At 60.6% G+C, this 14,363-nt stretch carries 12 protein-coding genes; 6 read left to right on the forward strand and 6 right to left on the reverse strand.

Annotation, left to right across the window (positions count from 1 at the left end; genetic code table 11):
* The first annotated feature begins 33 nt into the window (after positions 1–33).
* The 3 genes from FP026_RS14365 (at position 34) to FP026_RS14375 (ending at position 4,528) form a co-directional block, all read left to right on the forward strand.
* Entirely contained in the window at positions 34–723 is a 690-nt protein-coding gene (locus tag FP026_RS14365) for a PspA/IM30 family protein (RefSeq protein ID WP_149635297.1), read from the forward strand.
* Positions 724–760: 37 nt separating this feature from the next.
* Positions 761–1,042 carry a YiaA/YiaB family inner membrane protein gene (locus FP026_RS14370; protein ID WP_112798622.1) on the forward strand — a complete coding sequence of 94 codons (282 nt, stop codon included), beginning with the start codon at positions 761–763 and terminating at the stop codon, positions 1,040–1,042.
* A 90-nt stretch (positions 1,043–1,132) separates the two neighbouring features.
* On the forward strand, positions 1,133–4,528 hold the full coding sequence (locus FP026_RS14375) for an acyl-[ACP]--phospholipid O-acyltransferase (protein ID WP_149635298.1): 3,396 nt from the start codon (positions 1,133–1,135) through the stop codon (positions 4,526–4,528).
* Positions 4,529–4,624: 96 nt separating this feature from the next.
* Here the strand turns inward: FP026_RS14375 and FP026_RS14380 are convergent, their stop codons facing one another.
* Genes FP026_RS14380 through FP026_RS14390 form a run of 3 tightly spaced genes read right to left on the reverse strand, consistent with a single transcriptional unit; the run spans position 4,625 to position 7,881 of the window.
* Complete coding sequence (locus FP026_RS14380) at positions 4,625–5,638, reverse strand: HAMP domain-containing sensor histidine kinase (protein WP_149635299.1); 1,014 nt, start codon at positions 5,636–5,638, stop codon at positions 4,625–4,627.
* Positions 5,638–6,342: a response regulator gene (locus FP026_RS14385; protein WP_149635761.1), complete on the reverse strand. Its 705-nt coding sequence runs from the start codon at positions 6,340–6,342 to the stop codon at positions 5,638–5,640. Before FP026_RS14385 ends, FP026_RS14380 begins: the two co-directional genes overlap by 1 nt.
* A gap of 45 nt (positions 6,343–6,387) precedes the next feature.
* Positions 6,388–7,881, reverse strand: a complete 1,494-nt coding sequence (locus FP026_RS14390) for a DUF4153 domain-containing protein (RefSeq protein WP_149635300.1) — start codon at positions 7,879–7,881, stop codon at positions 6,388–6,390.
* A 764-nt stretch (positions 7,882–8,645) separates the two neighbouring features.
* Between FP026_RS14390 and FP026_RS14395 the strand changes: the two genes are divergently transcribed.
* The 3 genes from FP026_RS14395 to FP026_RS14405 all read left to right on the forward strand — a co-directional run bounded on the left by FP026_RS14395 (position 8,646) and on the right by FP026_RS14405 (position 12,179).
* On the forward strand, positions 8,646–10,448 hold the full coding sequence (locus FP026_RS14395; RefSeq protein WP_149635301.1) for a diguanylate cyclase: 1,803 nt from the start codon (positions 8,646–8,648) through the stop codon (positions 10,446–10,448).
* A gap of 120 nt (positions 10,449–10,568) precedes the next feature.
* Positions 10,569–11,624 (forward strand): serine hydrolase domain-containing protein, encoded by a 1,056-nt coding sequence (locus FP026_RS14400; protein WP_246665345.1) that lies wholly within the window; start codon positions 10,569–10,571, stop codon positions 11,622–11,624.
* A 3-nt stretch (positions 11,625–11,627) separates the two neighbouring features.
* Positions 11,628–12,179: a GNAT family N-acetyltransferase gene (locus FP026_RS14405; protein WP_149635303.1), complete on the forward strand. Its 552-nt coding sequence runs from the start codon at positions 11,628–11,630 to the stop codon at positions 12,177–12,179.
* A gap of 153 nt (positions 12,180–12,332) precedes the next feature.
* On the opposite strand, the gene FP026_RS14410 is transcribed toward FP026_RS14405, so the two are convergent.
* The 3 genes from FP026_RS14410 to FP026_RS14420 all read right to left on the reverse strand — a co-directional run bounded on the left by FP026_RS14410 (position 12,333) and on the right by FP026_RS14420 (position 14,327).
* Entirely contained in the window at positions 12,333–12,752 is a 420-nt protein-coding gene (locus FP026_RS14410) for a thiol-disulfide oxidoreductase DCC family protein (protein WP_149635304.1), read from the reverse strand.
* A 227-nt stretch (positions 12,753–12,979) separates the two neighbouring features.
* Positions 12,980–13,234, reverse strand: coding sequence for a GCG_CRPN prefix-to-repeats domain-containing protein (locus FP026_RS14415; RefSeq protein WP_149635305.1), 255 nt, complete (start codon positions 13,232–13,234; stop codon positions 12,980–12,982).
* A gap of 181 nt (positions 13,235–13,415) precedes the next feature.
* Positions 13,416–14,327, reverse strand: a complete 912-nt coding sequence (locus FP026_RS14420; protein WP_246665346.1) for a phosphatase PAP2 family protein — start codon at positions 14,325–14,327, stop codon at positions 13,416–13,418.
* Positions 14,328–14,363 lie beyond the last annotated feature (36 nt).

The following is a 14,363-nucleotide window of genomic DNA, read 5'->3' on the forward strand; positions in this document are numbered from 1 at the left end:
TCATGAACATCGTTCATAAATGGGAGACGACAAATGTTCAATTCAATTCTGACGCTCATTCGCGGCCGGGCTTATGATGCGGAACAGGCGTTCATCGATCGCAATGCCGTGCCCCTGCTTGCACAGCAGATCCGCGAGGCGGCCAGCGCCATTCAGTCGGCGCGGCGTGCGGTCGCGATCGCGGTTGCACAGAATGAGCAAGAAAAGATCCAGCATGCGGCGATCGTCGCTCGCATCAGCGACCTGGAAAACCGCGCGGTTGCCGCGCTTCAGAAGGACGGTGATGAGCTTGCCCGGCAAGCGGCCGAGGCAATCGCCCAGCTCGAAGCCGAGCGGCATGCTTCCGAGAAGGCCCAGGCGCAATTCACTCAGACGATCGGCAAGCTGAAGGCCACGGTTCGCGCGTCCGAAACGCGGCTGCAGCAATTGCGGCGCGGCGAGCGCTTGGCGCGTGCCACCGAGCAGACGCAGAAGCTCAATGCCGCGTGCGACGATAATTCCGGATTGGCAACGCTCGATGAGGCTGAGGAAACGCTTGCCCGCCTCCAGGCCTATCAGAACCGCTGCGAGGTCGCAGCCTTGGCCATGAAAGAAATGAACGCCGCGAGCCGGCCCGAAATCGTCATCGAAAAACTCGCTAATGCCGGTTTCGGCGCACCGCTCGGCTCTTCGGCCGACGACGTGCTCGCCCGCCTGCGCGAGCGCATGAATTCAGCAGCCTGAAACCGAATAGACCAGACACATCAGAGAGGATACGGTCATGAACGACAGCTTCCAGAAACATTCCCAGGCTTGGGTCAGCTTCTCCTACATCTCCTTCGGCGCGGCCGCCTTCATGCTGTTCGTCGGTCTTTACATGATGCCGATCGATCTTTGGGGTAAAGGTTATCTCGCCATGGGCATCCTGATGCTGGTGCAGACGGCGGTCAACGTCACCAAGACGATCCGCGATAACAGCGAAGCCGACAAGTTGATCCGCAAGGTGGAGGATGCCCGTACGGAGAAGCTCTTGGTTAAGTTCAATCGCGACGGTCAGGACTAATCTTTGTTAACGACGCTGCAGGGTTGAATTCGCGCTCAATCTTTGCGTAACAACTCTGTGGCGTCTTGTTGGCTGAATGAGGGATACGCCATGCAAAAACACCTGATGAGATCGAGGAAGTTCGCGCCGCTGTTCTGGACGCAGTTCCTTACCGCCTTCAATGATAATTTTCTCAAGCAGACTCTGGTCTTTGTTATTCTCGCGCAGATGGCAACAGAGGGTGCGGCGCTGGTGACGCTTGCCGGCGGCATCTTCATCGTGCCGTTTTTGCTGCTATCGGCGATTGCCGGCGAACTCGCCGACAAATACGACAAGGCCAAGATGGCCGAGCTTCTGAAGCGATGCGAGCTTGGCGTGGCGGCGATCTCGGTCGTCGGCATCGCCTTCTCCTCCATCTGGATCCTGATGCTCGCCCTCTTCGGCTTCGGCGTCATTTCCTCGCTCTTCGGGCCGATCAAATACGGCATCCTGCCGGATCATCTGCAAAGCCGGGATCTTCCGAAGGCGAATGCCTGGATCGAGGGCGGCACCTTTATCGCCATTCTCACCGGCACCATGGTTGCGGCGGTCGCCTTCCGCGAAGGCGAAAATGTCTGGATCTTTGGCCCGATGATGATGGGGCTTTCCATCCTCTGCTGGTTTGCGGCGCGCATGATCCCGTCGACCGGTTCCAAGGCGCCTGATCTCATCGTCGACACCAATGTCGTGCGCTCCAGCTACAGGCTGGTCAACGAACTTCGTGCCGATAGCCGCATCTGGCGTGCCTCGCTGATGAACTGCTGGTTCTGGTTCGTCGGCGCCTTCATCATGTCGATGCTGCCGGTCATGGTGACCGACATTCTCGGCGGCTCGGAAATCGTCGTTCCCGCCTATCTGGCGATCTTCGCCGTGTCCGTCGCCATCGGCTCTGCCATTGCCGGCTGGATGGCCGCCGGCCGCATCGTGCTGCTTCCCGCACCGATCGGCATGCTGATCGTCGCGCTCTTCGGTCTCGATCTTGCCTGGAACCTCTGGGGCCTTCAGTCGACCGCCCATGCCGAAACCATCCTCGCCTTCTTCGCCGGGCCGAAGACCATCCGTGTCGCCATCGACCTCGCCGGCATGGCGATCGGCGGTGCCTTCCTGGCCGTTCCGACTTTCGCGGCCATGCAGAGCTGGGCGCACGAGGATCGTCGCGCCCGCGTCATCGGCGCCGCCAATGTGCTGTCGGCTCTGTTCATCGCCGTCGGCCTGGCGCTCGTGGCCGTGCTGCAGGCCGTTGGCCTCTCGGTTCCGGTTGTCATTCTCAGCATCTCCGCCCTCAACATCGTCATCGCCTGGCTCATGCTGAAAATGCTGCCGACCAATGCCTTCCGCGATCTCATCTCCATCATCTTCCGCGCCTTCATGCGGCTGGAGGTCGAGGGCCTTGAGAACATCCGCAAGGCCGGTCCCGCGCCGATCATCGCGCTCAACCATGTGAGCCTGCTCGATGGCGCCCTGGCGCTCGCCATCACCGAGGAAGAGCCTGTCTTCGCCATCGACTATGCCTTCGCGAGGAAATGGTGGGTGCGGCCGCTTTTGACGATGTGCAAGTTCCTGCCGCTCGACCCGACGAAGCCGATGGCGACGCGCTCGCTGATCAAGGTCATCCAGGACGGCAGCCCGGTCGGCATCTTCCCCGAGGGTCGCCTGACCGTCACCGGCACACTGATGAAGGTCTATGATGGCGCCGCCATGGTCGCCGACAAGACCGGCGCGATGATAGTGCCGGTTCGCATCGACGGCCTGGAAAAGAGCTATGCCTCCTATCTGACCTCGAGCCATGTTCGTCGCCGTCTCTTCCCCAAGGTCAAGGTGACGATCCTCGAGCCGGTCAAGCTCGACGTTCCGGCGGAGCTGAAGGGCAGGAAGCGTCGCGTCGCCGCCGGTGTCGCTCTCTACCAGATCATGTCGACGCTGATGTTCCGCACGGCCGATACGAACAACACCGTCCTCGGCCGCGTCATCGAAAGCGCACACGAATTCGGTGGCAAGAAACTCGCCGTCGAGGATCCGATTGCCGGCAAACTCTCCTATGCCAAGCTCCTGACCGGTGCTGCTGTGCTCGGTGCGAAGTTCCGTAAGATGTTCCCGAACGAGAAGACGCTTGGCGTCATGCTGCCGAACGCCAATGGCACGGCTGCGACCGTGCTTGGCGTCATGTCGGCAGGCAAGGTTCCGGCCATGCTGAACTTCACCGCCGGCACTGCCAATATCCTGTCTGCCTGCCGGACGGCAGAGGTCAAGCATGTGCTTTGCTCACGCGCCTTCATCACCCAGGCCAAGCTCGGCCCGGTGGTCGAAGAGCTTGAAAAACAGGTGACGTTCGTCTGGCTCGATGAGCTGCGCACGCAGATCACTTTCCTGAACAAGATCGCCGGCCTCCTGCGCAAATACCGGCCGCTGGTCAAACGCAGCGCCGATGATCCGGCCGTCATCCTTTTTACTTCCGGTTCGGAAGGCGCGCCGAAAGGCGTCGTGCTGACCAACCGCAATATCCTGTCGAACGCCGCCCAGGCGGCTTCACGCATCGACTTCCACCCCGGCGACAAGGTGTTCAACATCCTGCCGATGTTCCACTCCTTCGGCCTGACGGCGGGCACGATCCTGCCGTTGGTCTCGGGCGTGCCGGTGTTCCTCTATCCGTCGCCGCTGCACTACCGCATCGTGCCGGAGCTGATCTACGTCTCGAACGCAACCATCGTCTTCGGCACGGACACGTTCCTGAACGGCTATGCACGCACCGCCCATCCTTATGACTTGAGGTCGATCCGCTACATCTTCTCGGGCGCCGAGCCGGTGAAGGCGTCGACCCGCGAGGTCTATATGGAGAAGTTCGGCCTGCGCATCCTGGAAGGCTATGGCGTGACCGAGGCAGCCCCGGTGATTTCGCTGAACACGCCGATGTACAACCGCACAGGAACGGTCGGCAAGATCATGCCGGGCATGGAATGGAAGCTCGAGCCGGTTCCCGGCATTGACGAAGGCGGCCGGCTTCTGATCCGCGGTGCCAACATCATGGCCGGCTACCTGCGCGCAGACAATCCCGGCGTCCTCGAGCCGCTGCCGGAAGGCTGGCACGATACCGGCGACATCGTCACCATCGACGAGGACGGTTTCGTCAAGATCCGCGGCCGGGCCAAGCGCTTCGCCAAGATCGGCGGCGAAATGATCTCGCTTGCCGCGGTGGAGACCCTTGCCGCGCAGCTCTGGCCCGGTGCGCTGAGCGTCGTCTCGGCCGTGCCGGACGCCAAGAAGGGAGAGCGTCTCGTGCTCCTGACCGATGCGCCGGATGCGGCTCGTAGCGATTTCCTGACATTCGCCAAATCGAAGGGCGCCACGGAAATGATGGTTCCAGCCGAAGTCATCGTCGGCAAGGTGCCGGTCCTCGGCTCCGGTAAGATCGATTTCGTGACGGCGCGCGCCATGGCCGTGGAGGCCCAGTCGCAGTCACAGGCGGCGTAAGCTCGCGCTCCTGAAAGACAAAGCGGTCGATGGTTTCAGCCATCGGTCGCTTTTTGCTGTCGCCGCTAGATCATTGCAGATCGCTTCAATTCCGTTTCAGGCGATTTGCGGCAGGACGATCTGAAACGTTGTGCCCTCCTTGCTGCTGTCCAGCAATTCGATGCTGCCGCCATGAGAGGCGAGCATGGCCCGGACGATGCCGAGGCCCATGCCGGTGCCGCCATCATCTCGCCGCGTCGAAAAGAAGGGCTCGAAGATGCGCTCCCGATTGCCATCGGCAATGCCGCGCCCATTGTCGCGCACTTGGATCGTCATCCTTCGCCCTTCGTCGCTTGCCTTGATCGCAAGTTTTGTGGCGCCGTTCTGAGAGGCGTTCTCCGCCAGATTGGCAAAGATGATGCCGGCGGCCTCGCCGGGCAGAGCCAGCACCTCGTCGGCGCTTCCCTCATCGATAACGGACAATTGGCGAAGCTGCGTTTTAAGCTGGCTTATGATGTCGCGAAGGCTGCTTGACCCCGGTTCGGATGGCAGCTCGGCTTTCGCCAGCTCCCGCAGGCGCGACAAGAGCCTGTCCAGCCGTTCGGTATCGGCGATGATGTTTTCGAGGAAGCGGTTGCGCTGCTCTAAGCTCATCGGATCGCTGTTGTCATCGTCGCGCAGCAGCTCCGCCGCTCCCTTGATCGAGGTTAAGGGAGATTTCAACTCATGGGAGACATGGGCGGCAAAGGAGCGAACATAATCGGAATGGTCGACCAGCTTGCCGGCAAGGTCGAGAAAGCTCTGCGAGAGGGTGGCGACTTCGCGCGTGCCATAGATTTCAAGCGGCCGGATTGCCGACCGTCCACCGCGGGCGATCTCGTCCGTGCGGGCGATCAATGCGTTGATGGGCACGGTCAGCGTGCGTGTCAGGACGTAGGCGACGAGCAAGGTCAGGATCAGAACAGCGGCAAGTGTCGCAATCTCGGCCGGCGCCATGGCGCCGGAGGCGGCCCGCACGACGCGAAACCAGATGACGGTCATAACCGGCAGCGTCATCACCGTCAGAAGCACGGCGTAGACGATGAGGGCGAGCGGCGGCCGCCATTTCGGCTTCACCTGTGGTGCGCGCATCAGGCGCTTCCTTCCATGCCTAATGTCAGCTTGAAGCCGATGCCGTGCACCGTCGCGATGATGCCTTTGCCGCCTGCCGCTGAAAGCTTGGCGCGGATATTGCGGATATGGCTGTCTATGGTGCGGTCGGCGACCTGCATGTCAGCGCCATAGGCCGCTTCCATCAGTTGATCGCGGCTGAAGACGATCTCGGGGCGCGACAGCAGCGTATCGAGGATCGAGAATTCGAGCGCCGTCAAGGTAAGCGGCACATCGGCGAAACTGGCGGTGCGGCCACCGCGATTGAGCCGCAGAGATCCAACGGAAACGGCACCGTTGGTCGCATCCGGCTCCGAGCCATGGCCGCTTCGCTTCAAGATGGTGCGGACCCGGGCAACCAGCTCGCGCGGGCTGAAGGGCTTGGTGACGTAATCGTCGCCACCGATCTCCAGGCCGAGGATCCTGTCGATTTCCTCGTCGCGCGCCGAGAGGAAGAGGATCGGAAGACTCGATGTCTTGCGGATGCGCCCGCAGACCTCCAGCCCATCCATTTCAGGCATACCGACATCAAGCACGATCAGATCGAGACCGCCTTTGTGAAAGGCCATCATGGCCTCCGTCCCGTTGCGAGCGGTCGTCGTCTTCATACCGGCGCGATCGAGCGCGAAGCAGATCACGTCGCGAATGTTGGGTTCGTCGTCGGCGACGAGAATGCGCTGGGCCATGCGATGCGGGTCCTGGTTCACTTGCACGTTTTCTTCGTTTCGCGCTCATCTTGCAAGTACCGCATGATTCTTGAGGTAGTCGTCGAGGCGGGCGGAGCGATATGTCCAGCTTCGCCAGTCGAGCGAGCGACCCTCATGCTGCCATCGAAGCACGTCGCGCACCCTGCGGACAGCCATAGTCTGTTCGCTGTCGGCAGGCAGTGATGCCAGATAGGTATCGAGTGCCGGGATGGCTGCCGGGCCGAGAGCTGCGAGATAATTAAGGTCGAGCACCATGCCTTCGCCCGATATTTCGCGGCTATGGGCGACATTGAAGCGGGCGATGAAGGCGGGGATATCGGTAAACGCGGCGGCGTAAAGCGTGATGCCCAGCATCGCAGAACTGAGAGCGATCAGCCATTCGTTGGAGCGGTGAAACAGGATGCGCAGGAATATGAGGAAGAGGCCGATCGCGACAAGACCCATCCATATGCCGGCCGCGACGCGCAGCTCCGTCAGCGAATAGATCTCGACATAGAGGTCGAGACGCCGGATGGAGGAAAGGCAGAGCAGGATATTCTGCGCGATCCATAGATGCACGAGCGTGCGCAGCAGAGCGCTTCTGTCGCCCGGTCCGCCGCGGCGCATCGCCACAAGCACGAAGATGGCAGCGAGGATTGCGGTGACCATCAGCGGATAGGCACCGCGATGGGCGTATTCGGCATGGCTCATGCCGTCGGGCAGGCTGGCCCCGCCCCAGAGATAGGTGAGATCGAGTAGCGTCTGTACAGCAAACAGCGCGTTGAATACGAGAAGCGAACGCAGCAAGGCGCCATGACCGAACAGCCCATCCTCGGCTCCTGTGACGATATCAGGCATTTCGCGTCGATGAGGGCGGCGCGGCGCCAGGCGTGGATAAAGCAGCAGCGACACGAAAGCTGCGACGACAAGCCAGAAGCCGATGTGCCACAGGTTCAGCAATTGCAGAAGGAAGGTGAGGTCGATGTTGCGCAGCGTCTTGTCGATCAGTGGATTGGCCATTGCGAACAGGGCAAGAAAGCCCGCGGCAAAACCCAACGGCATAATCCAGCCGCGAAGGTGATGCCGCACGCCTTGCGATGACGGTTTCTGCAGGTGTTGTAGCCAGCGATAGCTTGCTCGACGGAAAGGCCGTGCCGGCACGTCCAGGAGGAAGCGAAGCAGGACGAGCGGCAAGTGCGTCCATTGCCGAGGAAACAATCTGCTGGCGCCAAGCGAGACGCAGGCAAGAGCGAGCAGACAGACGGCGACGCCCATCCAGGAAGTGGTCTCGATGAGCGGCATCGATGCAGCGAGGCTGAGCAGCAAGAGCCCGGCAGCCTTGTGAAGGGACAGGGATTTTGGGGGGCGGATCAGCAGAGCCGTGCCGACGATATTGGCAAAAAGGAAAAGGTTGAGGCCGGGCTTTTTCCCGAAAAGAAAAAAGTCGGCGAATACTAGGAGAACAAGAAGTATCAGGAATTTTCGATTGGAGTTGCTTGCGGAATTGGCGGGAAGGGTCGAGGCGCCGGATAAGCTCATCGGTATCGCCTCTGTGCAAGGGGTTCGGTTGTGGCTAATGCTATGATCTTGGCGCACGGAAGGGACGGGTCGGACTGAGGGGGATGATCAGCCACCAACCACCAGCCTTCCTTGAGGAGGCTATGCGGCAGGCGGACGGGCGGGGCGGTGGAGGTAAGGGTCGTGTTGTTCATGGCGCGACGCTGCCATCGACCCTTGCAGAAACTGTGCAGGGCGCTAGGAGCTATTCAGGAAAATTGGTTAAGTTCGAAAGTCGATTTCATCGACACTGTGCGAGATCTGAACAACAATTGCTTCAGGTGCGGCCAACCTTGGCCAGGATGCACCTGAACTTTTTGCGATGGATGTCCCAAAACAGGGCAGTTACTTGTGGAATTTAACCTTGTGTTTTCCACCTTCCAGCCACTCTATGGATTGCTGGTTTGAAAGTCGATTTGTTGTCGGCGCTGTCGTACTCACCCCTGACGACAGCCGGGAGTCTCGGAGGCGGCCCTCAGCTGCAACCGAGATTCCCGTCAGAGGATACCAATGCCGATCGGCCGGTGCCCAAAAGAGTGAGAGAGCGGCTTGAAAATATTGGGGTGTCGGAATCCGGCCATTCGCCATGGTCGTGGATTGGATTGGCGGGGATGTGCATTCCAGAGGTCCGCATTAGGCTTTCTTCGCCGCTTATTCACGCTTTATCATAGAGGCTGACGTCATAACTGAAGGCTCGACGACAGGAGTACTTCGGGAATGCATGAGCGAGGCGCAGGGAACGGCAGATGAGAATTACGACGATTACGAATTGGGCCTACGGCATCACCGTCGTCCTGACCGTGCTGTCTGCCGTGGCATTCATCCTCTCGGCCCGAAGCGCTATCCAGGAAAGGCAGGCAGTGGAGCAGCATCTGCTGTTGACCAGCATGGGCGAGGAACTTGCGCTCGCAGCCGAGGAAACGACGGACGAGGCTCGTCTCTACGTGATGCGCGGGGAGGCGAGACATCTCGATGCTTTCACAATCGACGAGGGCGAGGAGCGGCGGCGCGATACGGCGCTCAATGCCCTGCGCGGCTTGGGCATTCCCGACGCCGAGCTTCAGGTTGCCGAGCAGGTGGCAACCAATGCGGAAGCGCTCGATAAGATCGAGGAAGCGGCGGTAGCTGGCTATACCGGCGGAAATCAGACAGGTGCGCGCGACGCCCTGTTCGGCCCGGAGCATGAACGCATCCAGATGGCGCTCCTCAACAGCGTCAGCCAATTTCGCGCCATGGCAACAGCGCGCACGGAAGCGGCTGTGCGCAGCGCGCAGGCACGCAGCGATTTCTGGGCCGATGTCGCCAAGGTGATGCTTGCCTTGACTGCGGCGGTGTTTCTCGGCGTGCTTTATTTCATCCTGCGGCGCCGGGTTGCCCTGCCGCTGATCCGCATGACCGGTATCGTCAATCGGTTGGCCAAGCAGGACTATGCCGTCGAAGTGCCGACAGACCGCCGCCGCGACGAAATCGGCGAGATGAACGATGCCATACAGATCTTCCGCGAGAATGGTCTCGAGCGGAACCGGCTGGACGCCGAACGCAAACGCGACCTGGAGACGAAGGATCTCATCCTGCAGATGATGCATCGCCTGCAGGCCTGCTACGCTCAGAACGAGCTTGCCGAAGTCGTCGCGCTGTTCGTGCCGCAGATCTTTCCGGGCATCGCCGGATGCCTCTACACGATGAACGAAAGCAGGACGGCGCTGACGGAGGTCAGCCGGTGGCTGGAGCCGGTCCATACCGAGACTTCCTTTCCGGCTTCGGCCTGCTGGGGGCTGCGACGCGGCCGGCCGCATGCCAGCCATGTCGAGGACAATGATATTCCCTGCCAGCATCTGGATGGTTCCGGCGTACCCGGCCTTTGCGTGCCCTTGACTGCGCTCGGCGAGGCGATCGGCCTGCTTTATTTCGAAGATCGATCGAAGGATGCCACTGCGGCCGACGCGCCGCGGCTCTACCTGGAATTGATCGCCGAGAATATCGGCCTTGCCATCGCAAACCTGCAGCTGCGCGACAGGCTGATCAATCTTGCCGTGCGCGACGCGCTGACGGGCCTGCTCAACAGGCGCTCCCTGGATGAAATGCTGAACAATCTTTACCGGGATCATTCAGCCCGCACGGTCATCTGCATGATGATCGACATCGATCACTTCAAGCGCTTCAATGACGAGTTCGGCCACGATGCCGGCGACGAAGTGTTGCGCCATGTCGGACAGATCGTTGCCGACACGGTCGCCGAAGCCGGCATGGTTTATCGTTTCGGCGGAGAGGAGCTGACGGTCATTGCCACCGATATGGCCGACGAGGTGGGCTTGGCGCTTGCCGAGCGACTGCGCGCACGCGTCTTCGCCACGCCGTTTTCCTATCGCGCACGCATCGTCGGACCGCTCTCCGTCTCCGTCGGCATCGCCTCATCCCCGGCTTCCGGACCTGCCAAGACATTGATCAACCGCGCCGACGGAGCTTTGCTGAAGGCAAAGCTCGACGGGCGCAACAGGACTGTGGCGGCCTTTGCGATGGAGCCGGGGGAAGAACTGAAGAGAGGGTAGAGCTGATCTTAAAGGGCGCGAATATGGCGTCGAAATCCGGTTTTGACGCCTTGTCGAACACGCGTCTCGATTGTAGCTTGGGGCTGGAAATCGCATAAATGGAGGGCGCGATTTATGGGCATGACGCAGAATACTTCGGATAGCGAGATCCTGCAGTCGATAGGCTTTGATCCGGCCCTTCACCGCAAGTTTGCGGCTGGCATCGAATCCGGCTTGTTGCGCGATCTGCATATCGTACTCGCCGCTCGTTCCCAGCAGGTCTTCATGGAGTATTACGGTGTTGGTTCCGATGAAGATTGGGGCACTCCGCTCGGTAGCGTCGCATTCGATGCGAACACGCTGCACGATCTCCGCTCGGTGACCAAGAGCATCGTCAGTCTCCTTTACGGCATCGCGCTGGACAAGGGATTAGTGCCGCCGCTGGACGCACCCCTTTACGAGCAGTTTCCGGAATATGGCGATCTCGCCAAGGACGCCGTACGCACCAAGATCACCATCGGCCACGCACTGACGATGACGCTGGGGATGGAGTGGGACGAGGATCGTCCCTACACCGACCCGTTAAACAGCGAAATGGCCATGGAAAACGCGCCGGATCGCTATCGCTTCGTTCTGGAGCGCCCGATGATCGCAGAGCCGGGAACACGTTGGGTTTATTCCGGCGGCAGCGTCGCGCTGGTCGGCGCCATCATCGAGCGGGGTACCGGCAAGCGCTTGCCTGATTTCGCGCGAACCGCCCTTTTCGAGCCGCTGGATATTTCAAAGTTCCACTGGTCGTCGGGATATGACGGCGTGGCATCGGCGGCGTCCGGATTACGCCTGACGGCGCCCGATTTGTTGAAGATCGGCATGCTGCTTCTGCAAAAGGGCATGTGGAGCGGCCAGAGGATCGTTTCGGAAGAGTGGATCGCGCGATCCTTCATGCCGGCGATTTCGACCGGCGATGGTTTGGACTACGGTATGTTGTGGTTTTGCGGGGATGCGCCCGCGCCGGCATTTGCCAATCCACGCCCCTGGCGTGCGGGTTTCGGGAACGGCGGTCAGAGGCTCTGGCTGATGCCCGATTCGGGAATTGCCGCTGTTATCTATTCCGGCAACTACAATGCATGGGATGCCTGGATAACGCCCACACGTGTCTGGCGCGAGATCATTCTCGCCAACTTCCTGAAAGACTGAAGAGTGGTTCCGCCAAAAGACAAGTTTCCCACACTTGTGACCGACCGGCTGCGGCTTCGCGAAGCGAGCATGGATGATTGCGACGACTTTCATGCGATGATTTCGATTCCGGAGGTCACGCGGTTCTCGAACTGGGTCGATACGCCGAAGAAGGCGCAGATCGAGCGCTCCCTTCGATGGATGATCAAAATCTTCCCCAAGGGCGCGGGCTGTACATGGATCATCGAGGATCGGGCTTCCGGCCATTTGCTCGGGGCCATCCGCTTCAACAGCATCGACCGGCGCGCCAGATGTGCCGAGCTCGGATACGAGCTGCATCCCTCCGCCTGGGGCAAAGGGCTCATGAGTGAAGCGGCAAGGGCTGTCGTCCAATGCGGCTTCGACGTTTTGTCGCTCAATCGCATCGAGGCCTGGACATTGCCGGGAAATGCGGCCTCCGATCGGGTTCTTGAAAAGGCAGGGTTCCAATATGAAGGCACGCTTCGGCAGAAGGCGCGGTTCAAGGAGGCCTTTCATGATTTTCGCATGTTCGGCTGCCTGGCGGGCGATCGCTAGAGATCGTCCTGCCTGAATAGGCCAACAGGTTTCGCGTGCACTATCGTCCGCGAATTGGCCGGTTGGGTCAATCGATTGGCTGCTGCCCGCACCGATAGTGAACGGCTGGATACGCGCCGAACCCACCATAGCCGCCGAAGACGATGATCTTTTTCAAAGGATGCGGCTAGCCTGCTCAGGTGTCGGCAGCCAACATGTCTTACGCTTGCCGAAGATGCGATAGCGATTGCGGGCAAGCCAATGATAGATCGGGTCGCGCAGCATGCGAGGCACAAGGCGCAAGACGGACGTTGCCTTCCAGGGCCAGCCGAGGCCGGCATAGATCGAAAGCACGGCGTCGCTGTCTCGCAGCACCTTCGCACCATCCACGATGAGCAGGCTGTCCGGATTGGCAGGGTCTATCCCGCAGCGGCGATAAAGAGCAGCGCCGGTTTCATTCTGCATGGAGGTAAGGCGGAAGCGGCCGATGCGATCGTGGCGAAGCACGAACTGGGCATTGGCGGTACAGAGCACGCACATGGCGTCGAAGACGATGATCGGCCCTTGATGCTCGCTGATATTGCTTTTGCTCATGCTGGCGTCGCGTTTTCCGTGCCCCGGTCCATTCGCAACTTTGTCCGGTTGAGCGACCGTCGTCAATTGCACGTTTCGGGGTGCTGCCATGCCAAACCAACACAAGAGCGTGAGGTTTGTATCGCAGAGCAGGCTACAGGAGGATCGGAAGGAGAAAGGCAATCGAGGTGCCGGTCGATATGCGGCCCGGCCTTCATGACCCGGCCGCACTTTCAGGGGAAAAGGGCTCAGCGATAGCGCCAGCCGCCATGCCACCACTCGCGGTGCACCCAATAGCGGTGCCCGTCCCAGTAGCCGCGGCCGGGATAAAACACGCCATAGGCCGGAACCATAGGCACGACCACAACCGGCCGTCCATTCGGGCGGCAATAGCCATAGGGGCCGCGATGGAAGCCGATGCCGCATCCGTCGCGAGCCTCGGCCGGCGAGATCGCGGCGAAGCAGGCGGTTGCTGCAAAAGCCAGCAAGATGATCTTTTTCATGATGTCCTCATTCGTCATGGAGGTGATTGACGCTGTTATCCCTTCAGCGCTTAAACGGCTGCGATCGGTAAATCCGTCGCTGCGTTCGATCATTTTGCATTCAGATGAGGAAAGCAGGGCATTTGCAGCGTGCCGGTCTGCGGGCCTGCCAGCCATGCCGAAGAACTGCGTTTCCTTGGGGTCAGGACCGAATTTCAAAGGTTTGGGGTGCGGGGCGGGACTGTGACGGACATGTCTTTGCCGCGGGTGTCGCCTTTTTGCCGACCATCGGTATGCGCCGTATCAAAGCCCGCCGAACGGCCAGGATTGCCTTGTATTGCTCTCCGAGGCGCAGGCGGCCATTGGAATCATAGGCAAAGAGGAGACGCCGCCGCGCGAATGCATGCGCCAGCCACAGTGCGAAGGCGACGCCAACGCCCCAGCCCATCAGCGTATCGCTTGCCCAGTGCGCACCGACCCATTGGCGCGACAGGCAGATCAGCACGCCGACCGGCATGAATATGGGGCGAAGGCGGGGGAAGACGAGCGCCAGCGACATCGCCATGGCGCCGGCGGTTGCCGAATGTCCGGAGGGAAAGGATGCGAAGTCGGCGTGAAAGGCAAAGGGTCGAAAATAAAAGGCGCCGTTCGTCTGCAGAAGTTCCGGTCTGGCGCGGCCGATGATGTTCTTGGCGAGCGAAGCGACGATGCCGCCACCGGCCACCGCCAGGAAGACGAATGCAGCGGCGGTGGCGATGAGATCTGCGCCGGTTCGCACCGATTTCCGCAATTTATGCGCGGGGGCGAGGATGGCGAACATCAGCAAGGCGCCGCTGAATGAGAGCACCAGCAGCCCCGTGCCGAGGCTGCTGATCCATTTCGCCATCCCGCGTAATTGCTCGGGGAAAGACTTCATCCAGACGCCCAAGGGGTAGTCTGAAGTCACCATCACGAGCAATGACAGGGCAAGGAAGAGGGCGATGATGGCGATTGGGCGTTCGAGAAATGCGCGATTTTCGGGAGGCGCGATGGCAGGGGTGCTGAGGAAACATCGGACGCCCCCGATCAGGCGCCTGCGACAGGTTTTCGCGGAATGCTCCAGCGCCTCTTTCATGACCTCCTGCTTCCGTTGCCATGCCTGCATAAAGCC

Origin of the sequence: Martinezella tropici (assembly GCF_008370325.1) — a bacterium.
GTDB classification, from domain to species: Bacteria; Pseudomonadota; Alphaproteobacteria; order Rhizobiales; family Rhizobiaceae; genus Rhizobium; species Rhizobium tropici_B.

Excerpts from the sequence above, each read along its gene's own strand:
- FP026_RS14385 (WP_149635761.1), bottom strand. The coding sequence starts at position 6,342 with ATGGCCCAGCGCATTCTCGTCGCCGACGACGAACCCAACATTCGCGAC.
- FP026_RS14420 (WP_246665346.1), bottom strand. The coding sequence starts at position 14,327 with ATGAAAGAGGCGCTGGAGCATTCCGCGAAAACCTGTCGCAGGCGCCTG.
- FP026_RS14410 (WP_149635304.1), bottom strand. The coding sequence starts at position 12,752 with ATGAGCAAAAGCAATATCAGCGAGCATCAAGGGCCGATCATCGTCTTC.
- FP026_RS14395 (WP_149635301.1), top strand. The coding sequence starts at position 8,646 with ATGAGAATTACGACGATTACGAATTGGGCCTACGGCATCACCGTCGTC.
- FP026_RS14380 (WP_149635299.1), bottom strand. The coding sequence starts at position 5,638 with ATGCGCGCACCACAGGTGAAGCCGAAATGGCGGCCGCCGCTCGCCCTC.
- FP026_RS14415 (WP_149635305.1), bottom strand. The coding sequence starts at position 13,234 with ATGAAAAAGATCATCTTGCTGGCTTTTGCAGCAACCGCCTGCTTCGCC.
- FP026_RS14365 (WP_149635297.1), top strand. The coding sequence starts at position 34 with ATGTTCAATTCAATTCTGACGCTCATTCGCGGCCGGGCTTATGATGCG.
- FP026_RS14375 (WP_149635298.1), top strand. The coding sequence starts at position 1,133 with ATGCAAAAACACCTGATGAGATCGAGGAAGTTCGCGCCGCTGTTCTGG.
- FP026_RS14390 (WP_149635300.1), bottom strand. The coding sequence starts at position 7,881 with ATGAGCTTATCCGGCGCCTCGACCCTTCCCGCCAATTCCGCAAGCAAC.
- FP026_RS14370 (WP_112798622.1), top strand. The coding sequence starts at position 761 with ATGAACGACAGCTTCCAGAAACATTCCCAGGCTTGGGTCAGCTTCTCC.
- FP026_RS14400 (WP_246665345.1), top strand. The coding sequence starts at position 10,569 with ATGACGCAGAATACTTCGGATAGCGAGATCCTGCAGTCGATAGGCTTT.